This window comes from Rhodosalinus sp. FB01, from assembly GCF_041365715.1.
Classification (GTDB): domain Bacteria; phylum Pseudomonadota; class Alphaproteobacteria; order Rhodobacterales; family Rhodobacteraceae; genus Rhodosalinus.
The window spans coordinates 358,646-380,078 of sequence record NZ_JBGFSH010000001.1 but is presented as its reverse complement, the minus strand read 5'-3'; the positions used below and the strand labels follow the sequence as shown (position 1 = coordinate 380,078).

General features: G+C 69.5%; 21 protein-coding genes and 1 pseudogene. 6 read left to right on the top strand and 16 right to left on the bottom strand.

Going from position 1 to position 21,433, the window contains the following annotated elements; translation table 11 throughout:
- Positions 1 to 11: 11 nt before the first annotated feature.
- Genes nuoN through AB6A65_RS01825 form a run of 4 tightly spaced genes read left to right on the top strand, consistent with a single transcriptional unit; the run spans position 12 to position 4,666 of the window.
- Entirely contained in the window at positions 12 to 1,454 is a 1,443-nt protein-coding gene (gene nuoN, locus AB6A65_RS01840) for an NADH-quinone oxidoreductase subunit NuoN (RefSeq protein ID WP_371036645.1), read from the top strand.
- Positions 1,444 to 2,211 (top strand): biotin--[acetyl-CoA-carboxylase] ligase, encoded by a 768-nt coding sequence (locus AB6A65_RS01835; RefSeq protein WP_371036644.1) that lies wholly within the window; start codon positions 1,444 to 1,446, stop codon positions 2,209 to 2,211. Before nuoN ends, AB6A65_RS01835 begins: the two co-directional genes overlap by 11 nt.
- A gap of 5 nt (positions 2,212 to 2,216) precedes the next feature.
- Entirely contained in the window at positions 2,217 to 2,999 is a 783-nt protein-coding gene (locus tag AB6A65_RS01830; protein WP_371036643.1) for a type III pantothenate kinase, read from the top strand.
- Positions 2,996 to 4,666, top strand: coding sequence for a ribonuclease J (locus AB6A65_RS01825; protein ID WP_371036642.1), 1,671 nt, complete (start codon positions 2,996 to 2,998; stop codon positions 4,664 to 4,666). The genes AB6A65_RS01830 and AB6A65_RS01825 overlap by 4 nt, the downstream gene beginning before the upstream one ends.
- Before the next feature lie 195 nt (positions 4,667 to 4,861).
- On the opposite strand, the gene AB6A65_RS01820 is transcribed toward AB6A65_RS01825, so the two are convergent.
- The 16 genes and pseudogenes from AB6A65_RS01820 to secG form a co-directional block, all read right to left on the bottom strand.
- On the bottom strand, positions 4,862 to 6,337 hold the full coding sequence (locus AB6A65_RS01820; protein ID WP_371036641.1) for a DEAD/DEAH box helicase: 1,476 nt from the start codon (positions 6,335 to 6,337) through the stop codon (positions 4,862 to 4,864).
- Between the two features lie 193 nt (positions 6,338 to 6,530).
- Complete coding sequence (locus tag AB6A65_RS01815; protein ID WP_371036640.1) at positions 6,531 to 7,841, bottom strand: NAD(P)/FAD-dependent oxidoreductase; 1,311 nt, start codon at positions 7,839 to 7,841, stop codon at positions 6,531 to 6,533.
- A gap of 28 nt (positions 7,842 to 7,869) precedes the next feature.
- The gene (locus AB6A65_RS01810; protein WP_371036639.1) at positions 7,870 to 9,228 is read right to left on the bottom strand and encodes a glutamine synthetase family protein; all 1,359 of its coding nucleotides are present in this window, start codon (positions 9,226 to 9,228) and stop codon (positions 7,870 to 7,872) included.
- Positions 9,225 to 9,908, bottom strand: coding sequence for a type 1 glutamine amidotransferase (locus tag AB6A65_RS01805; RefSeq protein WP_371036638.1), 684 nt, complete (start codon positions 9,906 to 9,908; stop codon positions 9,225 to 9,227). The genes AB6A65_RS01810 and AB6A65_RS01805 overlap by 4 nt, the downstream gene beginning before the upstream one ends.
- A 57-nt stretch (positions 9,909 to 9,965) precedes the next feature.
- Positions 9,966 to 11,282 (bottom strand): glutamine synthetase family protein, encoded by a 1,317-nt coding sequence (locus AB6A65_RS01800; RefSeq protein WP_371036637.1) that lies wholly within the window; start codon positions 11,280 to 11,282, stop codon positions 9,966 to 9,968.
- Positions 11,283 to 11,368: 86 nt separating this feature from the next.
- Entirely contained in the window at positions 11,369 to 12,175 is an 807-nt protein-coding gene (locus tag AB6A65_RS01795; protein WP_371036636.1) for an ABC transporter permease, read from the bottom strand.
- Positions 12,172 to 13,056: an ABC transporter permease gene (locus AB6A65_RS01790; protein WP_371036809.1), complete on the bottom strand. Its 885-nt coding sequence runs from the start codon at positions 13,054 to 13,056 to the stop codon at positions 12,172 to 12,174. Before AB6A65_RS01790 ends, AB6A65_RS01795 begins: the two co-directional genes overlap by 4 nt.
- Positions 13,057 to 13,112: 56 nt before the next feature.
- Positions 13,113 to 13,829 carry a transporter substrate-binding domain-containing protein gene (locus AB6A65_RS01785; RefSeq protein ID WP_371036635.1) on the bottom strand — a complete coding sequence of 239 codons (717 nt, stop codon included), beginning with the start codon at positions 13,827 to 13,829 and terminating at the stop codon, positions 13,113 to 13,115.
- Positions 13,830 to 13,876: 47 nt separating this feature from the next.
- Entirely contained in the window at positions 13,877 to 14,653 is a 777-nt protein-coding gene (locus AB6A65_RS01780) for an ABC transporter ATP-binding protein (protein ID WP_371036634.1), read from the bottom strand.
- 109 nt (positions 14,654 to 14,762) lie between these two features.
- Positions 14,763 to 15,506, bottom strand: coding sequence for a phosphate/phosphite/phosphonate ABC transporter substrate-binding protein (locus tag AB6A65_RS01775; protein ID WP_371036633.1), 744 nt, complete (start codon positions 15,504 to 15,506; stop codon positions 14,763 to 14,765).
- The gene (locus AB6A65_RS01770; RefSeq protein ID WP_371036632.1) at positions 15,503 to 15,943 is read right to left on the bottom strand and encodes a TerB family tellurite resistance protein; all 441 of its coding nucleotides are present in this window, start codon (positions 15,941 to 15,943) and stop codon (positions 15,503 to 15,505) included. Before AB6A65_RS01770 ends, AB6A65_RS01775 begins: the two co-directional genes overlap by 4 nt.
- A 39-nt stretch (positions 15,944 to 15,982) precedes the next feature.
- A complete protein-coding gene (locus AB6A65_RS01765; RefSeq protein WP_371036631.1) occupies positions 15,983 to 16,432 on the bottom strand; it encodes a TerB family tellurite resistance protein in 450 nt (149 codons plus the stop codon).
- A gap of 1 nt (position 16,433) precedes the next feature.
- Positions 16,434 to 16,727 carry a DUF1330 domain-containing protein gene (locus tag AB6A65_RS01760; RefSeq protein WP_371036630.1) on the bottom strand — a complete coding sequence of 98 codons (294 nt, stop codon included), beginning with the start codon at positions 16,725 to 16,727 and terminating at the stop codon, positions 16,434 to 16,436.
- Between the two features lie 69 nt (positions 16,728 to 16,796).
- The gene (locus tag AB6A65_RS01755; protein WP_371036629.1) at positions 16,797 to 17,519 is read right to left on the bottom strand and encodes a hypothetical protein; all 723 of its coding nucleotides are present in this window, start codon (positions 17,517 to 17,519) and stop codon (positions 16,797 to 16,799) included.
- A pseudogene (locus AB6A65_RS01750) lies at positions 17,516 to 19,159 on the bottom strand (CTP synthase). Before AB6A65_RS01750 ends, AB6A65_RS01755 begins: the two are co-directional and overlap by 4 nt.
- A gap of 183 nt (positions 19,160 to 19,342) precedes the next feature.
- Positions 19,343 to 19,714 carry a preprotein translocase subunit SecG gene (gene secG, locus AB6A65_RS01745; RefSeq protein ID WP_371036628.1) on the bottom strand — a complete coding sequence of 124 codons (372 nt, stop codon included), beginning with the start codon at positions 19,712 to 19,714 and terminating at the stop codon, positions 19,343 to 19,345.
- Between the two features lie 188 nt (positions 19,715 to 19,902).
- Here secG and AB6A65_RS01740 point away from each other — a divergent pair, with 188 nt between their 5' ends.
- Together AB6A65_RS01740 and AB6A65_RS01735 are read left to right on the top strand one after the other, a co-directional pair.
- Positions 19,903 to 21,195, top strand: coding sequence for an adenylosuccinate synthase (locus AB6A65_RS01740; protein WP_371036627.1), 1,293 nt, complete (start codon positions 19,903 to 19,905; stop codon positions 21,193 to 21,195).
- The gene (locus AB6A65_RS01735; protein WP_371036626.1) at positions 21,195 to 21,431 is read left to right on the top strand and encodes a DUF2842 domain-containing protein; all 237 of its coding nucleotides are present in this window, start codon (positions 21,195 to 21,197) and stop codon (positions 21,429 to 21,431) included. The genes AB6A65_RS01740 and AB6A65_RS01735 overlap by 1 nt, the downstream gene beginning before the upstream one ends.
- The last annotated feature ends 2 nt before the right edge of the window (positions 21,432 to 21,433 follow it).

Here is a 21,433-nt window from a genome sequence, read left to right as displayed (position 1 = left end):
GGGAGCCCCCGATGATCCAGGCCGATCTCAACATCCTTCTGCCAGAGCTCCTGCTGTCGGTTTACGCGCTGGGCGCGCTCGTGGCCGCGGCCTACACCGGCAAGGACCGCATCGCGCCATCGCTGACCTGGGGCACCGCCGCGATCTTCGTCGTGCTTGCCGCCTGGATCGGTCTGCGCGGCGAGGGCGTGCAAATCGCCTTCGGCGGAATGTTCGTCGACGACGGCTTCGCGCGGTTCGCCAAGGTCGCGATCCTCTTGTCCGCCGCGGCGGTGCTCGCGATCAGCCAAGACTACATGGAGCGGCGGGGCTTGTTGCGGTTCGAGTTTCCGCTTCTCGTCGCGCTTGCCGTGGTCGGCATGATGGTGATGGTGTCCGCCGGAGACCTGATGGCGCTCTACATGGGGCTGGAGCTGCAATCGCTCGCGCTTTACGTCGTCGCCGCGATGCGCCGCGACAGCGCGAAGTCGACCGAGGCGGGGCTGAAATACTTCATGCTGGGCGCGCTGTCCTCCGGCCTGCTGCTCTACGGCGCCTCGCTCACCTACGGCTATGCCGGCACCACGCTCTTCATCGGCGTGATCGAGGCCGCGGGCGAGGGGCGGGCCGATCTGGGGCTTCTGATCGGCCTCGTGCTCGTGGCGTGCGGGCTGGCCTTCAAGGTTTCCGCCGTGCCGTTCCACATGTGGACGCCCGACGTCTACGAGGGTGCGCCCACGCCCGTGACGGCGTTCCTGTCCACCGCGCCCAAGATCGCCGCCATGGCGCTTTTCGCGCGGGTGCTGCACGACGCGTTCGGCGGGATCGTGGCGGACTGGCAGCAGGTCATCGCGCTCCTGTCGCTGCTGTCGATGTTCCTGGGCGGGATCGCCGCGATCGGCCAGACCAACATCAAGCGGCTGATGGCCTATTCCTCCATCGCGCATATGGGCTACGCGCTCATGGGCCTTGCCGCCGGAACGGCCTTCGGCGTGCAGGCCATGCTCGTCTACATGGCGATCTACGTCGCGATGAGTGTCGGAACCTTCGCGTTCATCCTCTCGATGGAGAGGGACGGCCAACCGGTGACGGATATCGGCTCGCTCCACATGTTCTCGCGCGTCGAACCGGGGCGCGCCTTCGCGATGCTGGTCCTGCTTTTCAGCCTCGCGGGGGTTCCGCCGCTTCTGGGCTTCTTCGGCAAGCTCTACGTGCTGCGCGCGGCCTATGAGGGCGGGCTCGTCTGGCTGGCCGTGGCGGGCGTCGTGGCCTCCGTCATCGGTGCGTTCTACTACCTGCGCATCGTCTACTACATGTATTGCGGCGAGGAGCGCGCCGAGCCGCTCGAGGCAGGGGGCGGCCCGGTGCTCTGGGGGATGCTGATGGCCTCCGCGGTGGCCATGCTCGTCGGCATCGTCAACCTGTTCGGGATCGAGGGCGCGGCGGCCGCCGCCGCGGCGGCGCTTGTCAACTGACGCGCACCAGCCGCAGGGCTGGCCTGCCGCCTATGACCGGATCGTCCTCGACGAAGCGCCCTCCACCATGACCGAGGCGCTCGCGCGCGCGCCCTCCCTTTCGCGGCCCGCGTGGATCATGGCGCATCGCCAGACCGCCGGGCGCGGACGGCGCGGCCGCGCCTGGGCCGATCCGCCGGGCAATTTCGCCGCGACGCTCGTGCTGCGCGAGGATGACCCGCGCCGCGCCGCGTTGCGGTCCTTCGTGGCCGCGCTCGCGCTTTACGACACGGTCGCGGTTCTCGGCGCGCGGCCCGAGGGGCTGGGGCTCAAATGGCCCAATGACGTGCTGCTCAACGGGGGCAAGCTGGCCGGCATCCTGCTCGAAAGCCTGCCGGGCGGCGCGCTCGCCATCGGCGTCGGCGTCAATCTGCGCCATGCCCCCGAGCCGGAACGGTTGGAACAGGGGTCGCTCCGGCCCGTGGCGCTTCTGCACGAGACCGGCGCGGCGGTGCCGCCCGAGGCGTTCCTCGACCATCTCGCAAGCGCCTTCGACATGCGCGAGGGGCAGTTAGCCACGTTCGGCTTCGCGCCGATCCGTACCGCCTGGCTCGACCGGGCCGCACGGATCGGCCAGCCGCTGACCGCGCGGATCGGCCCGCGCGAGGTCAGGGGCACGTTCGAGACGGTGGACGAGGCGGGCAACCTCATCCTGCGAACGCCGCGCGGGCGCGAGGCCGTCGCCGCCGCGGATGTCTACTTTCCCGAGGGGGTCTGAGGGCGATGCTACTCGCGGTCGATTGCGGCAACACCAACACCGTCTTCTCGATCTGGGACGGGGAGCGGTTCGTCGCCAGCTGGCGCATGGCGACCCAGCACCAGCGCACGGCGGATGAATACTACGTCTGGCTGTCCACGCTCAAATCCTTTCAGAAGATCGAGACCGCGATCACCGACGTGATCGTGTCCTCGACCGTGCCGCGGGTGGTGTTCAACCTTCGCGTCCTGTCGGACCGCTATTTCAACACGCGGCCGCTGGTCGTCGGCCGGCCCGACTGTTTGTTGCCCGTCGATATCCGGGTCGATCCGGGCACGCAGGTGGGGCCCGACAGGCTGGTCAACACCGTCGCGGGCTTCGACCGTTACGGCGGCGACCTGATCGTGGTGGACTTCGGCACCGCGACGACCTTCGACGTCGTCGATGGCGATGGCGCCTATGTGGGCGGCGTGATCGCGCCCGGGGTCAACCTCTCGCTCGCCGCGCTGCACGAGGCCGCGGCCGCCCTGCCGCATGTGGACATCTCGCGGCCGCAGCGGGTCGTGGGCACCAACACCGTGGCCTGCATGCAATCGGGGATCTTCTGGGGCTATGTCGGGCTGATCCGCGAGATCTGCACCCGCATCAAGGCAGAACGCGACCGGCCGATGAAGGTCATCTCCACGGGCGGGCTCGCGCCGCTCTTCCAGCAGGCCGAAACCCTTTTCGACACCTTCGACGACGATCTGACGATGCACGGCCTTGCCGTGATCCACGCCTACAACAAGAAGAACGGAGTCACTCCATGAGCAGCGACCGACTGATCTATCTTCCCCTCGGCGGTGCCGGCGAGGTCGGGATGAACGCCTATGTCTTCGGCTACGGACCGAAGAACAAGGAGCGGCTTATCCTCGTGGACCTCGGCGTGACCTTCCCCGACATGGACACGAGCCCCGGGGTCGACCTGATCTTTCCCGACATCGCCTGGCTCGAGGCGCGCCGCGACCGGCTGGAGGCGATCTTCATCACCCACGCGCACGAGGACCATGTGGGCGCGCTCGGTCATCTGTGGTCGCGGCTTGGTGCGCCGGTCTATGCGCGCAGCTTCACCGCCGAGATCGCGCGCGGCAAGATGGAAGAGCACGGCCAGCCCGAGCGCGTGGTCAAGGTGGTCGAGCCGATGCCCGACATGACCGAGGCGGGGCCCTTCCGCGTGGGCTTTCTGCCCGTCTCGCATTCGATCCCGGAAAGCTCGGCGCTGGTGATCGACACGCCCGCGGGGCGCGTCGTGCATACCGCGGATTTCAAGATCGATCGCGACCCGGTGGTGGGCGAGGCCTTCGACGACGAGGCCTGGGCCGAGGCGGCGAAGCCCGGGGTCCGTGCGTTGATGTGCGACTCGACGAATGTCTTCACGCAGCATCCCGGCCGGTCGGAATCTACGCTCGGCCCCGCGATCGAGGCGCTGGTGGGCGGCGCCTCGGGCATGTTCGTGGCGACGACCTTCGCCTCGAACGTGGCGCGGCTGAAGACGCTGGCCGAGGCGGGCCAGCGTGCCGGACGGTCGATCTGCCTGATCGGGCGCTCGATGAAGCGCATGGTCGAGGCGTCGGTGCAGACCGGCGTGCTGAAGGGGTTCCCGCCGGTGATCAGCCCCGAGGACGCCGCCCGCGTCCCGCGCGAGAACCTGATGGTGATCGTCACCGGCAGCCAGGGCGAGCGGCGCGCCGCCTCGGCGCAGCTCGCCCGGGGCGGCGCCTATCAGGGGCTCGAGCTCAAGGCCGGCGACACGTTCCTGTTCTCGTCGCGCACGATCCCCGGAAACGAGCGGGGTGTCCTGCGCGTGATCAACCAGCTTTCGGAGCTGGGCGTGGATGTGGTCGACGACGCCACGGACCGCTACCACGTCTCGGGCCACGCGAACCGCCCCGATCTCGAGGCGATGCATGCGCTGATGCGGCCGCAGATGGTGATCCCGATGCATGGCGAGCACCGGATGCTGCGCGAGCATGTGAAGATCGCGAAGGCCAAGGGCATCGAGGCGGCCATCGCCGTCAACGGGACCATGCTGGATCTCACCGGCGAGGCGCCGGCGGTCTGCGACTACGTCGAGACCGGGCGCACCTATCTCGACGGCGCGGTGCAGGTCGGCGCGCTCGACGCGATCGTGCGTGACCGCATCCGGATGGTGCTGAACGGCCACGTGATCGTGACCGTGATCCTCGACGAAGACGACGAGCCCGTGGGCGATCCGTGGTGCGACCTGATGGGCCTTGCCGGGACGGGCCGCTCGGACGCGCCGCTGCCCGACGTTCTGGAAGAGGATCTTTCGCAGTTCCTCGGGCGCGCGGCGCGGAAGGTCCGCGCCGACGACGACAAGCTCGAGGAAGGCATGCGCCGCGTCGTGCGCCAGAGCGCCCTGAACGAGATCGGCAAGAAGCCCGAGGTGACGGTGGTGATCAGCCGCCTGAGCTGAGCGCCGGCGCGCCACCGCTTGCGCGGCGGGCCCGGCGCCCGGGCGGCGGGGGCGTCCCTGGCAGGGTCGTGTCCGTGCGCGCGACCGCGCGAAATGGCGCGCCCTTGCGCACGCCGTGCACGTCATCCGCACGGCGCGAGAACCGTATCGGGTCGGCGGGCGGGGGCCTTCGCGGAGGCGCCCCGCGGACGCGGGTCAGCCGCTCAGCCGTTCCTCGAAGCTCATCGCGATGAAAGAGGGCAGGTGATCGCCCATTCCTACCACGGCCGGGCCCTTGCCGCGCGACGTGTCGCGCGCGCGCGCGGGCGCCTTGCGCGGTGCGGGCTCGCGCTCGGGCGCTTCGGCGGCGGGCTCGTCCGTGGCCTCGGAAGCTGCGGAAACGGCGGCCTTCTCCGCGGCGGGCGGCGTGTCTTCCTGCTTGGTGCGCCGTCCGCCACGGCGTCCGCGGCGCGGACGCTCCTTGTCCGGCTCCTCCGCGTCGGGGGCGGCGGGCCGTTCCTCGGCCGCCTCGGCCGGGGTGGCGCCAGAGGGGCTGTCCACGCGCGGGATTTCCTTTTGCAAGAGTTTCTCGATGTCCTCGAGGTTCTTGTCGTCCTTGGGCCCGCAGATGGTCAGCGCCTTGCCTTCGCGTCCGGCCCGCCCGGTGCGCCCGATCCGGTGGACGTAATCTTCCGCGTGCGATGGCACGTCGTAGTTGAAGACGTGGCTGACGGCAGGGATGTCGAGGCCGCGCGCGGCGACATCGGAAGCCACGAGAAAGCGCAATTCGCCCGAGCGGAAGGCATCCAGCGTCTTCGTGCGCTGGGACTGGTCCAGGTCGCCGTGGATCGGCGCGGCGTCGTAGCCGTACTTCTTCAGCGACTTGGCGAGCATGTCGACGTCGATCTTGCGGTTGCAGAAGATGATCGCGTTCTTGCACGCCGCGCCCTCGCGGTCGATCAGGTCGCGCAGCAGCCGCCGCTTTTCCGAGGCCTCGCGGTCGCGCCGCGACGGCTTGAACATCGCCACGCCCTGCGCGATCGTTTCCGATGCCGTGGCCTGCCGCGCCACCTCGATGCGGGCGGGGGCCTGCAGGAAGGTCTTGGTGATCCGCTCGATCTCGGGCGCCATGGTGGCCGAGAAGAAGAAGGTCTGCCGCGTGAAGGGCGTCAGGCTGAAGATGCGCTCGATGTCGGGGATGAACCCCATGTCGAGCATCCTGTCGGCCTCGTCCACCACCATGATCTGGACGCCGGTGAGAAGCAGCTTGCCGCGCTCGAAATGATCGAGAAGCCGCCCCGGCGTCGCGATCAGCACGTCGACGCCCTTGTCGATCAGCGCGTCCTGTTCCTTGAAGCTGACGCCGCCGATCAGCAGCGCCTTGGTGAGCTTCACGTGCCTGGCGTAGGTGTCGAAGTTCTCGGCCACCTGCGCGGCAAGCTCGCGCGTCGGGCAGAGCACGAGGCTGCGCGGCATCCGCGCCCGTGCGCGGCCCCGCGCCAGGAGCGTGATCATCGGCAGCGTGAAGCTTGCGGTCTTGCCGGTGCCGGTCTGGGCGATGCCCAGAACGTCGCGCCCTTCGAGCGCGGGCGGAATGGCGCCGGCCTGGATCGGGGTGGGAGATTCGTATCCCGCCTCCTCAATCGCTTTCAGAACCTTCGGGTTGAGGTCGAGATCGGTAAACTTTGTCATGTGCATCCGTGGTTTACGGACACGCGTGGCCCGTAGCGTCTGGTATGGCGGCGCTCACGCCCATGATAGGCGGCGCGCTAGGTCGGCCCGTGTGGGCGCATCTACCCGAAAATTCGTGCCGGGGTCAATCCGCGGCGCTCCCAACGCGAAGAAGGGGGTATTTCGGGCGGGATCGTCGCGAAACGGGCAACAGTCACACGCCCAACCTGTCGCGCAGCGCGTACCAGCTCATCGCGAGGACGAGGAGCGGGCTGCGCACCAGCGTACCGCCCGGAAAGGCCGGCGCTGGCACCGAGGCCATGGTGTCGAAACCCGCGCTTTCGCCGGCCACGGCGTCCGCCAGAAGCTTGCCGGCCAGCGTGGCGTTGCCCACCCCGTGCCCCGAGTAGCCGGAAGCCGACAGGACCTGCCGCCCGACCCGCGCGAGATAGGGCATCCGCCGCATGGTGATCGCGAGCGTGCCGCCCCAGGCATAGTCGATCGGCACGTCCGCGAGATGCGGAAAGACCCGCGCCATCGGCCGGCGCACCAGCGCGGCGATATCGCGCGGGAAGCGGTAGCCGTAGCTTTCGCCCCCGCCGAAGAGAAGCCGCCCGTCATGGCTCAGCCGGAAGTAGTTCACCACGAACTTGGTGTCCGCGACGGCGACGTCCCGGGTGAGCACCTTGGCCGTCCGCGCGCCCAGCGGCTCGGTGGCCGCGACGAAGTTGTTGATCGGCATGACGCGCGCCGCGACCTGCCGGTTCAGCCCGCCGAGATAGCCGTTGCAGGCCAGGATCACGTGCTCGGCCTCGACACGGCCCTCCTCGGTCCGCAGGACGGGGCGCGCGCCGCTGTCGTCGATCTCCGCGACGCGGGTCGTCTCGTGGATGCGCGCGCCGGCAGCCTCCGCCGCGCGGGCGAGGCCCAACGCGAAAGCCAGCGGATGCAGGTGGCCCGCGCCCATGTCGAGGGTGCCGCCGCGATAGCGCGGCGAGGGGCAGAGCGCGTGGCCGGCCTCGGCGTCGAGCGCTTCGATCTCCGCGTAGCCGTAGCGATGTTGCAGCGTCTCGGCCTCCTCGTGCAGCTCCCGCCGCTCGGCGTCGGAATAGGCCATGTGGGCCACGCCCGGCTTGAGATGGCAGTCGATGCCGTGGCGTGCGGTGAGGTCCTTCACGAGGGCCTTGGCGTCCTGGCCGAGCGCCCAGAGCCTGTCCGCCGCCTCCGCGCCCAGAAGCCGGGTCAGCTCCGCCTGGCCGACCCGCTGGCCGCTGCCCAGCTGCCCGCCGTTGCGCCCCGACGCGCCGAAGCCCGCGCGGTGCGCCTCCAGCACCACGCCGTCGTGGCCGCGTTCGGCCAGATGGAGCGCGGCCGAGAGCCCGGTGAAGCCCGCGCCCACGATGCACACATCGGCACGGATCTCCTCGCGCAGCGGCGCGCGGGGCGCCGGCGTCTCCACCGTCGCGGCATACCAGCTCGCGGGATAGCGGCCCGGCCGGTCATTGGCGTAAAGCAGGTTCGTCATGCCAGGGCGCGCTCCTTGCGCGGTATCGTCACACGTTGAGCAGGAGATGCTCCCGCTCCCACGGGCTGATCACCTGCAGGAATTCCTCGTACTCGGTGCGCTTGACGACGGAATAGACGCGGCAGAACTCCGGGCCCAGCACCTCGCGCAGCGCCTCGGCCTCGTCGAAGAGGTCGAGCGCATCGCCGAGAACGCGCGGGATGTCCCCCTCGCCCTCGTAGGCGTCGCCGCGGAACTGCTTGGACGGCCAGTCCTCGTTCACGAGGCCGATATATCCGGCCGCCAGAGAGGCGGCGATCCCCAGATACGGATTGCAGTCCATGCCGGCGAGGCGGTTTTCCACGCGCCGCGCCTGCGGCTCGGAAATCGGGATGCGCAGGCCCGTGGTGCGGTTGTCGCGGCCCCATTCGAGATTGATGGGGGCGGCGTGGTCCTTGACGTATCGGCGGTAGCTGTTGACGTAAGGCGCGAAGATCGCGATCGCCGAGGGCAGGTGCTTTTGCAGCCCGCCCAGGAAATTGAAGAACGCGTCCGTTTCCCCGCCCTGGGGGCCGGCGAAGAGGTTCCGCCCGGTGCCGGCGTCGATCACCGAGTGGTGGATATGCATGGCACTGCCGGGCTCGTCCTCGATGGGCTTGGCCATGAAGGTGGCGAAGCAGTCGTGGCGCAGCGCCGCCTCGCGGATCAGCCGCTTGAAGTAGAACACCTCGTCGGCCAGCTTCACCGGATCGCCGTGCCGCAGGTTGATCTCCACCTGGCCCGCGCCGCCTTCCTGGGTGATGCCGTCGATCTCGAAGCCCTGCGCCTCGGCGAAGTCGTAGATGTCGTCGATCACGGGGCCGTATTCGTCCACCGCGCTCATCGAGGAGGCCTGGCGCGCGGCCGCCGGGCGCCCGGTGCGGCCCATCATCGCCTCGATCGGCTTTGCCGGGTCCACGTTGCGCGCGACGAGGAAGAACTCCATCTCCGGCGCGATCACCGGTTCCCAGCCCTGGTCGCGGTAAAGCTGCACCACCCGCTTGAGCACGTTGCGCGGCGCGTAGGGGATCGGCGCTCCGGCGCGGTCGAAGGCGTCGTGGATCACCTGAAGCGTCCAGTCGCCGGTCCAGGGCGCGGCGGTGGCCGTGGACATGTCGGGCTTCAGGATCATGTCGGGCTCGACATAGCCCTCGTCGCCCGCGGCCTCGGCCCAGTCCCCGGTGATGGTCTGGAAAAAGATCGAATTGGGCAGGTGGAAACTGAGCTGCCGCGCGAACTTCGAGGCGGGGACCGCCTTGCCGCGGGCGATGCCGGGAATGTCGGCGATGATGCACTCGACCTCGTCGAGGCGGCGGCCCTCGAGGTAGAGGCGCGCGGCCTCGGGAAGACTGTCGCTCCAGTCGCTCATTCGAGGCTCCTTTCGCGGAAGAACCGCGCGATCATCTGGCCGAGTTTGGCGTTGTCGGTCGGGGCGGGCAGCGCGTCCCGCGCCGCGTCGAGCTGGTCTTCGGGAACCACGCCCTTGCCGCGGGTGCGGATGAGGCCGTCGATCACCTGCGCGCCGAATTCCGGGTGCGGCTGGACGGTGAAGATCTCTCCGGGCCAGACGAGCGCGGCGTAGGCGCAGAAGGGGTTGGAGGCGATCACCTCCGCCCCCTCCGGCAACGCGACGATCTGGTCCTGGTGCCAGGCGTTCAGCGCCACGGGGGCGCCCTGCCAGTCGTAGACCGTTCGGCCCACGGCCCAGCCGCCCGCGAATTTCTCGACCCTGCCGCCAAGCGCCTGCGCGATGATCTGATGGCCGAAGCAGATGCCGACGAGCGGCTTGCCGGCCGCGCGGATCTCGCGGATGAGCGCCTCGAGCGGGGGAATCCAGTCATGGTCCTCGTAGGCCCCGTGGCGCGAGCCCGTGATGAGCCAGCCGTCGGCAGCCCCGGGGCCGTCGGGGAAGGCGCCGTCCTCGACCACCCAGGTTTCGAAGTCGAAGCCCCGGCCCGCGAGGAGATGCTCGAACATGTCCGGGTAGTCGCCCGTCTCGGGCCGGATGTCCGCCGGCGCGCGGCCGGTCTGGAGGATGCCGATCTTCATGAAATCACCGTTTGACGTGCCAAAAACTAGCGACTGCCCCGACCCCTCACAAGGGGGTCAGACGGCTTCCAGGTAGGACTGCCAGTGCTTTTCGGCCGGCAGTTCGGCGAAGCGGGCGAGCTCCTGCCGCTTGGTCCGGCACAGGTTCTCGATCAGCAGCGGGGGAAGGATGCGCGCCATCAGCGAGTCGCCTTCCAGCACCTCGATCGCCTCGGCCCAGCTCGGGGCGAGTTGCGGAAGGTCCTGCTCGTAGCAGTTGCCGGTCAGCGGCGCCGGCGGCTCGAGCGCGTCCTCGATGCCGGAAAAGGCCGCGCCCAGCACGGCGGCCATCAGCAGGTAGGGCGTGATGTCGCCGCCCGCAACGCGATGCTCGATCCGCCGCGCCCTGGTCGGACCGCTCGGGATGCGGATCGCGGCGGTGCGGTTCTCGTAGCCCCAGCCGGCGCCGGTTGGCGCGTGCGCGCCGGGCACGAGGCGGTCGTAGCTCGCACCGTGCGGCGCGAAGACCAGCGTCGAGGCCGGCATCGCCCGCAGGCAGCCCGCCACCGCCTGCCGGAGAAGCGCGGAGCCCTCCGGCCCGCCATCGTCGAAGACGTTCTGCCCGGCCTCGTCCAGCACCGAGAAATGCACATGCATCCCGTTGCCGGCATCGTCGGGATAGGGTTTGGCCATGAAGGTGGCGGCCATCCCGTGGCGCCGCGCCAGCCCGCGCGCCAGCGCCTTGAAAAGCCACGCGTCGTCGGCCGCGGCCATGGCCGCGCGGTGGCCCAGCGTGATCTCGAACTGGCCGAGCCCCGCTTCGGACGTGGCCGACTGGACCGGGATGCCCATCGCGGCGCAGCCCTCGTAGAGATCGGTGAAGAAGGCGTCGAAGGCGTCCAGCTGGCGGATCGAGAGCACCGCGTGCCCTTGCAGCGGGCGGCCCGTCACCGGGTTCGCGGGCGGGTGCAGCGCGTCGCCCGAATCGTCCACCAGCGTGAATTCCATCTCGGTGGCCGCGATCACGTGCCAGCCGCGCGCGGCGAAGCGTTCCAGCACCGCGCGGAGCGCGTGGCGCGGGTCGCCCATGAAGGGCGCGCCGCCTTCGTCCGACATCCACATCGGCACCAGCGAGGAGGGGGTGGCGAGCCACGGCATGGGCACCGGCCCGCGCTCGGTCGGGTGGAGCACGCCGTCGCGGTCGCCGGTTGCGAAGACGAGGGGGCTGTCGTCGATGTCGCGACCCCACAGATCCACGTTGAGCGCCGAGAGCGGCATCCGCAGCCCGTCGTTTTCGAGCTTCTCGGCCTCGCCGGCCGGCAGGCGCTTGCCGCGCATCTGGCCGTTGAGATCGCAGGCCGCGGCGCGCAGCGTTCGGAACTGGGAGAGGTCCATGGGGCGTCCTTCGGAATTTTGATCAAATTACAGAAGGCGGCACATGTGTCCAGAGGCGAGCGCGCCTTCGGCCGGCGGACGCGCGCTCAGCGAATGAGATTCGGGCGGAAACGGATGGGTCGACGCAACTCTTGCGGCATGTGCCGGTTGAGGCGCCGGTTGGCGACCCCGAAGAGCCATATGATCACAAGTGTGAGCAGGATGAAGTAGCCCGCGAGGATGGGGTAGGGCACGAAGGGGTTGAACGTCTTGTCCGCGAAGTAGCTGGCGTAATAAAGCGCGTCGCCTTTCTGCTGCCAGGCCGGAAAGCCCGAGAAGTAGACGAGCGTCGTGGCGTGGAAGAGGAATATCGCCTCGTTGGTGTAGGCCGGCCAGGCCAGCCGCAGCATGGTCGGGAAGACGATGCGCCGGAACCGCGCCCATCCAGTGAAGCCGTAGGCGTCGGCCGCCTCCGTCTCGCCCTTGGGGATCGTGCGCAGCGCGCCGTAGAAGATCTCTCCGGAATAGGCGGCCGTGTTGAGGAACAGCACGATCAGCGCGCCGAGCCCCGCCGAGGTCAGGGAATCGAAGAAGGGCGAGACGGATTTCAGGTTGAGGAAGAAGAAATAGGCGAAGAAGAACTGGATGAAGAGCGGCGAGCCCCGGAAGACGAGGATGAACCACTCCGAGGGTTTGCGCACCCAGGCCGAGCGCGCCGCCTTGCCCATCGCCACGGCGACGGCCAGAAAAAAGCCCGAGGCCATGGCCAGAACGCCGAAATAGACGTTCCAGATGAGCCCCGAGCCGATCAGCGTGATCTGCTGGCAGAGCGTGAAGTTGTCGCGCGGCAGAAGCCGCTCGCCGATCCCGACCGAGCGCAGCGCGTAATCGCCGATCGTCTCCCAGCAGCTCATGCGCCCGCCTTGCGCTGGGCCTCGCCCTGCGCCGTCGCCTGCCCGTGGCTGAGGCGCACGGTCAGCCGCTCCAGCACGATCTCGGAGACGCGGGTGAAGGCGAGGTAGAAGACCAGCAGCGCGAGGAAATACCACATCCGCCAGTCGCCGTGGGGGTAGTCGGTGAAGCGCGCGGTCTTGGCGCCGCCGAGCTCGCGCGCCCAGTAGACGATATCCTCGACGCCGAGCAGGAACAGCAGGGGCGTGGCCTTGATGAGCACCATCCAGAGATTGGAAAGCCCGGGCAGGGCGTAGATCCACATCTGTGGCACGAGGATGCGCCAGAACGCCTGGCGGCGGCTCATGCCGTAGGCCTCCGCCGTCTCGATCTGCGCCTGCGGCACCGCGCGCATCGCGCCGAAGAGCACGTTGGCCGCGAAGGCGCCGAAGACGATGGCGAAGGTCAGCACGGCGAGGAAGAAGCCGTAGATCTCGTGCATCCATTGCGGCGCGTTGCCGAGGGGCAGCTTGGCCTCGGGGCAGACCACGAAGTCGTTGCCCTGCCGCACCGCCTCTGTCCAGTCGGGGCAGAGCGCCTGGTGGCGGATCCATTCGAAGCCCTGGTCGAGCGCGATCACGAAGAAGAGGAAGAAGGCGATGTCGGGCACGCCGCGCACCACGGCGATGTAGCCCTTGCCGAGGATCGAGACGGGTAGAACCCGCGACCGCGCGGCGGCGGCGCCGGCGAAGCCGAAGGCCAGCGCGGTGGGCGCCGTGATGGCGAGCAGGGTGAGGACCGTGCCGAACGCCGCATAGAACGACATGTGCTTGCCCGTGGTGAGGTAGCAGGCAAGCCACCGGACGGTCCCGAGGCTCTCGGGATCTGTGCAGAACGCGAAGATGGCCTCGCTCCGTCGTGATGGAGGGGCGGACCCGCGGGCCCGCCCCGGTCACGGGATCAGAACTGGGACGAGACGTCCCACTTCGCGATGAGCTCGTTCAGCGAGCCGTCGTCCTTCATCGACTGGATCGCCGCGTCGAAGGTGTCGCGCAGCTCCTGGTCGCTTTCGCGGAAGCCCATGCCGACGCCGCCGCCGAGCGGCACGTCGGGGCCCACGAAGATGAGGTCCGGATCCTCCTCCACGATGGGCGCGAGGAACGACTTGTCGGCGAGCACCGCGTCCGCCTCGCCGCTTTTCACCGCAGCGATCGTCTCGTCGGGGGACGCGAACTCGACCAGCGTGCCGCCCGTCTCGGCGACGTAGCCGGCCTGGATGGTGCCGGTCTGGGCCGCGATCACGGCCGCCTCGACATCGATGCCGTCCGACACGGCCGCATAGGCCGACGGATCGGGCGGGGTGTAGTTCTGCGAGAAGTCGATGACCTCGTCGCGCTCGTCGGTGATCGACATGCCGGCGATGATGGCGTCGTAGTTGCCCGAGACGAGGTTGGGGATGATCGAATCCCAGTCGTTCGTCACCCACTCGCAGGTCAGCTCGGCGCGGCGGCAAAGCTCGTCGCCCAGCTCGCGCTCGAACCCGTCCACCTCTCCGGCGTCGTTGAGGAAGTTCCACGGGGGGTAGGCGCCTTCGGTGCCGAGGCGCACGACGTCCTGGGCGCTGGCAAGCCCGGCGCTCAGCGCCAGGGCCGCGGTTGCGAGGATCATTTTCTTCATGGTCGGTCTCCCTCTGGTTGGACTGGTGTTGGTCGGGCCGGCCGCTCTCAGGCGGCCTGGGTCGAGGACAGGAAGCCCCTCAGCCGCTCGGAGTCCGGCTGGCCGAACAGGGTCTCGGGCGGGCCTTCCTCCTCGATCCGCCCTTGGTGAAGAAATACCACGTGATCAGAGACATCGGCGGCCATCCTCATGTCATGCGTGACGATGAGCATGGTCCGCCCCTCCTGCGCGAGATCCTTGATGACGCGCACCACCTCCTGCTCGAGTTCGGGATCGAGGGCCGAGGTGGGCTCGTCGAAAAGAAGCGCCTCGGGCTCCATGCAGAGCGCCCGCGCGATCGCCGCGCGCTGCTGCTGCCCGCCCGAAAGCTGCGCCGGGTAGACATCCGCCTTGTCGCCGATGCCGACCTTGTCGAGATAGCCCCGCGCCGCCGTCTCCACCTCCTGCCGGTCGCGGCCCAGAACGGTGACCGGCGCCTCCATCACGTTCTGCAGGACCGTCATGTGCGCCCAGAGATTGAACTGCTGGAACACCATGGAAAGGTTGGTGCGGATGCGCAGCACCTGCCTGGGGTCCGCCGGGTGCCGGTGCAGGCCCGTCCCGCGCCATTTCACCGGCTCGCCCTTGAAGAGGATCTCCCCCTGCTGGCTGTCTTCCAGCAGGTTCGCGCAGCGCAGCAGCGTCGATTTCCCCGAACCCGAAGAGCCGATCAGCGAGACGACGTCGCCGCGCCGCGCGGTGATGTCCACGCCCTTGATGACCTCGAGCTCGCCGTAGCTCTTGTGCAGGTCCCGGATCTCGATGACGGGGTCGGTGTCGGACAAGGCGGCCTTCACGGTGGTGTCACGGTTTCGCGCTACTAGGGCGGAAAACACGCGGCGATGCAATGCGCAACCCGGCGAAACCGACAGGCCGCCAGGCATTTTCGTGCTGTCATGCGTCGGATTCGGGCGGTGCCGGCGTGGGCACCTCGAAATAGGCCGCGGCGGGAATGGCGACGATGCCGGCCAGGCAAAGCCGCGTCCGGTCCGCCGGATCCAGCCGCTCCGCGGCGCGGCGGACGGCCGCCAGGATCGGGCCGGGGTCGCGGCCCCGCGCCGTGATGAGCGGCAGGCCCGGTGTGGGCCGCGTGCGGGCGATGACGCGAAGCGCCCCGGCGAAATCGTCGTGCGCGGCGATGAGGCGCCATGTCTGGGCGTCGAGCGCGGCGAAATCGGCGCGCCCCGACGCCACCGCGCGGGCCGAGGCCGCATGCGCCCCGGTGCGCAGGAGCGGCCCGAAGCCCAGCCCGGCCTCGGCCATGTGGTGAGCCGGCGCCGCCCAGCCCGATTGCGAAAGCGCCTCGTTGAAGGCGAAGCGCCGGCCCGCGAAGGCCGGCAGGTCACCCGGATCGTCGCGCCGCGCCACGAAGACGGAGCGGTAATGGCCCGGCGGGCAGCCCTCGAGCGCGTAATCGGGCGTGCCCACCAGCGTCACGCGATCGCGCAGGCGGGTGCGGAACGGATAGCCGCAGGTCTGCGCGAGGAGGAGGTCGGGGTGTTCCCAGATCTCCCAGGGATCGCGCCCCCGGGTGAGCGCCTCGGGGCCGTATCCCAGCTCGCCCCGGATCGCGCGCCAGAAGCTGTCATTCGCCGCCGCCGTCTCGGGGCGGTCGTCCATCGGCAGCGCCGCGATCACCCGGCGTCCGCGACCCGTTGCCGGGCCATGGCGCTTTCCACGTCCGAGATGCCCAGAAGGTTCGCCACGAGCCGCAACAGCGTATCCTCGTCGTGGTCGCGGTGCCCATCGGCAAGCACCACGCGCCACAACGCCTCGATCACGCCGAGCCGCTCCTCGTGCGGGACCGCGTCCTTGATCGTGCGGGTGAAGCGAACGGTGTCCGGCGCCTCGGTCTCGGCGGCCTCTCCCTCGCCGCGCAGGCTTTCGGCCTCGGCGCGGGACAGCTCGAACCGGTCGGTGATGATCCGGGTGATGAGGTCGCGCTCGGCCTCGGCGTAATCGCCGTCCGAACGCGCGACGCGCACCAGCAACGCCGTCAGCGCCAGCCGGGCGTCCTCGTCCGGCAGGGTTTCGGGCGTGTGGCCGGAGAGTCTCTTGAAGAAATCTGCAAACATGATGCGCTATATAGCGGTGCCGGTCCGGCGCGCCAATGGTCAGCGGATCGCGCGCGCGCTCGCCCGGGCCTCGGCGCTGTCGTACTCCTGGATGCCGAGCGCCGCCTCGATGGCGGCGATGGCGGCCTCCTCGTGCTCCTCGGCCTCGCCGTCGGCCATCATCACCTCCCAGAGCGCGCCCACCATGCCAAGCCGCTCGGGATAGGCCACGGTCTCGCGGATCACCCGGGCGAGGCGCTCCATGTCGCCGGGCGCCTGGCGCTCCAGCTTCTCGGCGTCGGCGCGGAGCTTTGCGGCCTCCACGGGGTTCAGATCGAAGCGGGCGGCGAGGATGCGGTCGATCCGGCTGATCTCCTCGAAGAGATAGGCGTGGTCCGACTTCGCCACGCGCACCAGAAGTGCCGCGAGCGCCATGCGGGCGTCGGGCTCGGGCAGCATCTCGGCCGGCTGGGCGTGATGGGCGAAGCGGGCGAGGATCCGCCGGAACATCTCAGCCCTCGTAGCCTTCCACGATGACGAGGTTGGCGTCCGAGACCGGGTCGCGGATCGCCTTGGCGCGCTGGTATTCGGGGCTGTCGTAGCAGGCGCGCGCCGCCTCGAGGTCGGGGAACTCGATCACGACGGTGCGACCGTGGCCCGCGCCCTCGCGTTGTTCCTGCGCGCCGCCGCGCACCAGGAAGCGCCCGCCATACTTGGCGAAGGCCTCGGCGTTCGCCTCGCGGTATTTGGCGTATGCGTCGGCGTCGCGCACGTCCACGTTCGCCACCCAGTAGGCCTTGGGCATGGCTGCCTCCCTCGTTACGGCGCCGCGCAGTCTGGCCGCGGCGCGGGCCGATTGCAATCGCCGCCGTGCTCAGCCGGTGACATTCGGGCAGCCGAAACGCACGTCGTCGAAGGAGATGCCGCCCGGGTCGCGGTTTTCCACCGTCACCCCCGCGATGCCCCCGCCCGTGTCGAGGAAACCGTGGCCGGAGATATGCTCGGGCGCCAGCACGGTCACCCGGCCGATCTCGGCGCCGTCGCGGGCGTAGAAGGTCAGGTCGATCTCGCCCAGATGCCCCTCGTTGGCGCCGAAGGCGTCGGTGTATTCGGTGTGAACCCGCAGCCCGAAGGCGCAGGCGTCCTCGTGGAAGAGGATCGCCGCCGCGCCCTCGCCGCGCGCCTCGGGGTCGGGCTGGCCGAGGGGCCCGAGCGGGTAGAGCGCCATGCTGCGGAAGGCGGAGTGGAGCGACAGGCTCACCCCCTCGCCCGGGGCGCCCGGCTCCACCGCGAGCGGGGCGGTGGGGCGGCCCCGCAGCACGTCGTGGGGGCCGCCCTCGTCCAGCGTGATCTTCCCGAGCGTCTGCCCGGCGAACCGCTCCCCGATCCGCCCGCCCGCGAAGGCGATGCCGTGATCGAAGACGTAGCCGGGATAGGGCTTGGCCGGCAGGCGCTCGAAGGTCAGAAGCTCGGGCGCGAGCGGCGGAAGCTCCTCGTAGGGCAGGGGCGTGATGCGCTCCGCGGCGGCCGGGGCCGCCAGCGCCGACAGGAGGGACGCCGCGAGGGCCGCGCGGAGGCGCCGGGCGCGGCCCATCATACCAGCCGGCTCACGTCCTTCGCCGCGCGGATGAAATCCCTAAAGAGCGGGTGCGGGTCGAAGGGCTTGGACTTGAGCTCGGGATGGAACTGCACGCCGATGAACCACGGGTGCTCGGGCCATTCCACGATCTCGGGCAGGCGCCCGTCCGGCGACATGCCCGAAAAGCGCAGCCCCGCGGCCTCCAGCTTGTCGCGGTACGCGATGTCCACCTCGTAGCGGTGGCGGTGGCGCTCCTCGATCCGGGTCGCACCGTAGACCTCCGCCACCTTGGAGCCGGGCTCCAGAACCGCGTCGTAGGAGCCCAGCCGCATGGTGCCGCCCTTGTCGTCGTCGGGGCGTCGCGCGACCGTCGCGTTGCCCTGCACCCATTCCTTGAGGTGATAGACGACGGGCGTGAAACGCTTGCGCCCGGCCTCGTGGTCGAACTCCTCCGAGCCCGCGTCCGCGAGCCCCGCGGCGTTCCGCGCGGCCTCGATCACCGCCATCTGCATGCCGAGGCAGATGCCGAGATAGGGCACGTCATGCTCGCGCGCGAATTGCGCGGCGCGGATCTTGCCCTCGGTGCCCCGCTCGCCGAAGCCGCCGGGCACGAGGAGCGCATGGAAGCCTTCCAGGTATGGCGCGGGGTCCTCGCGCTAGAAGATCTCGGCGTCGATCCATTCGGAATTGACCTTCACCCGGTTGGCCATGCCGCCATGGGTGAGCGCCTCCGCGATGGACTTGTAGGCGTCCTCGAGCTGGGTGTACTTGCCGACGATCGCGACGTTCACCTCGCCCTCGGGGTTGAAGACGCGGTCGGCCACATCCTCCCAGCGCGCCAGATCCGGCCGCGGCGCGGGCGAGATCTGGAAAGCGTCGAGCACCGCCTGGTCCAGCCCCTCGCGGTGGTAGGCCAGCGGCGCCTCGTAGATCGACTTCAGGTCGTAGGCCGCGATCACCGCCTCGGGCCGCACGTTGCAGAAAAGCGCGAGCTTGTCGCGCTCCTTCTGCGGGATGGGCTTTTCCGAGCGGCAGACCAGGATGTCGGGGGCGATGCCGATGGAGCGCAGCTCCTTCACGGAGTGCTGGGTGGGCTTGGTCTTGAGTTCCCCCGACGCGGCGATCCAGGGCAGCAGCGTGAGATGCATGAAGATGCACTGTCCGCGCGGTTTGTCCTGGGCGAACTGGCGGATCGCCTCGAAGAAGGGCAGGCCCTCGATGTCGCCCACCGTGCCGCCGATCTCGCAGAGCATGAAATCGACCTCGTCCTCGCCGATGCGGATGAAGTCCTTGATCTCGTCGGTGACGTGGGGAATGACCTGGATCGTCTTGCCGAGGTAGTCGCCGCGGCGCTCCTTCTCCAGCACGTTGGAATAGATCCGCCCCGAGGAGACCGAGTCGGTCCGGCGGGCGGCCACGCCGGTGAAGCGCTCGTAATGGCCGAGGTCGAGGTCGGTTTCCGCGCCGTCGTCGGTGACGAAGACCTCCCCGTGCTCGAAGGGCGACATGGTGCCTGGGTCGACGTTTAGATAGGGGTCGAGCTTCCGCAGCCTCACGCTGAAGCCGCGCGCCTGCAACAGCGCGCCGAGCGCCGCCGAGGCCAATCCCTTGCCGAGTGACGAGACCACGCCGCCGGTGATGAACACGAACCTGGCCATGTGCAGGCGATCCCCCGTGATATGCCATGCGGTCGGGGCCGATCCTGCCGCCATACCGGTGCGGACGCTGGCATCCGCCGGGCGTCATCACGGGATTTGATCGTTACAGGATTCGGCGGGCCTTGGCAAGCCGACCGCAAGATGATGTTGACGTTGCGTTCGAGCCCAACAAGCCCTTGTGGCTCATTCGGCGCGGGGCACCAGTGGCGCGTCGGGGTCCGCCGCCGGCGGCGGCAAGAGCCCGTCGGTTTCGGGAACCGCCGGCACGGCTGGCGCGTCCTGCGCGGGGGCCTCGTTGCCCCGCCGGTCGACCACCGAACTGCCCGCGGAGTTCTGCGCCGCGAAGATCGTCAGCGTGATCGACGTGCCGATGAAGGCGATGGCCAGGATCCAGGTGAGCCGGCCCAGCGCCGTGGCCGCGCTGCGCCCGGACATCGCGCCGCCGCCACCGCCGCCGCCCATGCCGAGCCCGCCGCCCTCGGACCGCTGCAGAAGCACGACGCCGATGAGCGACAGCGCAAGCAGGAGGTGGATGATGAGCAAGACGTTTTCCATGGCACCCCGCGTGGCTGGCCGATGCGGCGCTACTTATGCGATGCGGCGCGCAGGGGCAAGGGAGGCGGGGCCGCCGCGACACGTCGCCCGGCTGCCCCTGCGGCATGCCCGGGATTCGCGGTTTCCACGCCGCGCGCGCGCGGCTATACCCGGCGCCGGAACGAGGCAGCCGGACGGGAGCGGCAGGCATGGCGAACGTGGTCGTGGTGGGCGCCCAGTGGGGCGACGAGGGAAAGGGCAAGATCGTCGACTGGCTCTCCGAGCGGGCCGACGTGATCGCCCGCTTCCAGGGCGGGCACAACGCCGGGCACACGCTGGTCATCGACGGGCAGACCTACAAGCTGCACGCGCTGCCCTCGGGCGTGGTGCGCGGCGGCAAGCTCAGCGTGATCGGCAACGGCGTGGTGCTCGATCCCTGGCACCTCGTGGACGAGATCGCGGCGCTGCGGGACCAGGGCGTGGAGATCACGCCCGCATCGCTGATGATCGCCGAGAACACGCCGCTCATCCTGCCCTTCCACGGAGAGCTCGACCGCGCCCGCGCGGCGGCCGTCGCGGTGGCCAAGATCGGCACCACCGGGCGCGGCATCGGCCCGGCCTACGAGGACAAGGTGGGCCGGCGCGCGGTGCGCGTGGCCGACCTCGCAGATCGCGCGACGCTCGAGGCCCGTGTGGACCGGGCGCTCGTCCATCACGACGCGCTGCGCCGCGGCCTCGGGCTCGAGCCCGTGGACCGGGAGGCGCTTCTCGCGGCGCTTTCGGAGGTGGGAGAGCGGATCCTGCCTTTCGCGGCGCCGGCCTGGAAGGTGCTGAACGAGGCGCGCCGCGCGGGTCGCCGCATTCTCTTCGAGGGGGCGCAGGGCGCCATGCTCGACATCGATTTCGGCACCTACCCGTTCGTGACTTCCTCCAACGTGATCGCCGGGCAGGCCGCCACGGGCACCGGGCTCGGCCCCGGCGCGATCGATTTCGTGCTGGGCATCGTCAAGGCCTACACGACGCGCGTGGGAGAGGGCCCGTTCCCGACCGAACTCGACGACGCCGATGGCGAGCGCCTGGGCACGCGGGGCCACGAGTTCGGCACCACCACGGGCCGCAAGCGCCGTTGCGGCTGGTTCGACGCGGTGCTGGTGCGCCAGGCCATTGCCACCTCGGGCATCAACGGTATCGCGCTCACGAAACTCGACGTGCTCGACGGGTTCGACCGGCTGCGCATCTGCACGGCATACGAGCTTGACGGGCAAAGGCTGGATCACCTGCCCACCGCCGCCGACCGCCAGGCGCGGCTCACGCCCGTCTACGAGGAGATGCCGGGCTGGAGCGAAAGCACTGAGGGCGCGCGCAGCTGGGCGGATCTGCCCGCGAACGCGATCAAGTATGTTCGCCGGGTGGAGGAGTTGATCGGCTGCCCGGTGGCGCTACTTTCCACATCTCCCAGAAGGGAAGACACCATTCTCGTCACGGACCCGTTCGCAGACTGATGGAACTGAGTTACAAGGCCCGACGCCGCTGGTCGCTGGTGATCCTCGTGATCGGCCTGCCGCTTTACATCATGGCCGCCGTGACGGTGGTCGGGTGGTTTGAGCGGCCGGGCATCCTGCTGGAACTGGCGATATACGTCACGCTCGGCGTGGTCTGGGCATTTCCGCTGAAATTCATCTTCAAGGGGGTGGGGCAGCGCGACCCCGACGCGCCCGCCGAGGACGACGACCGGTGACG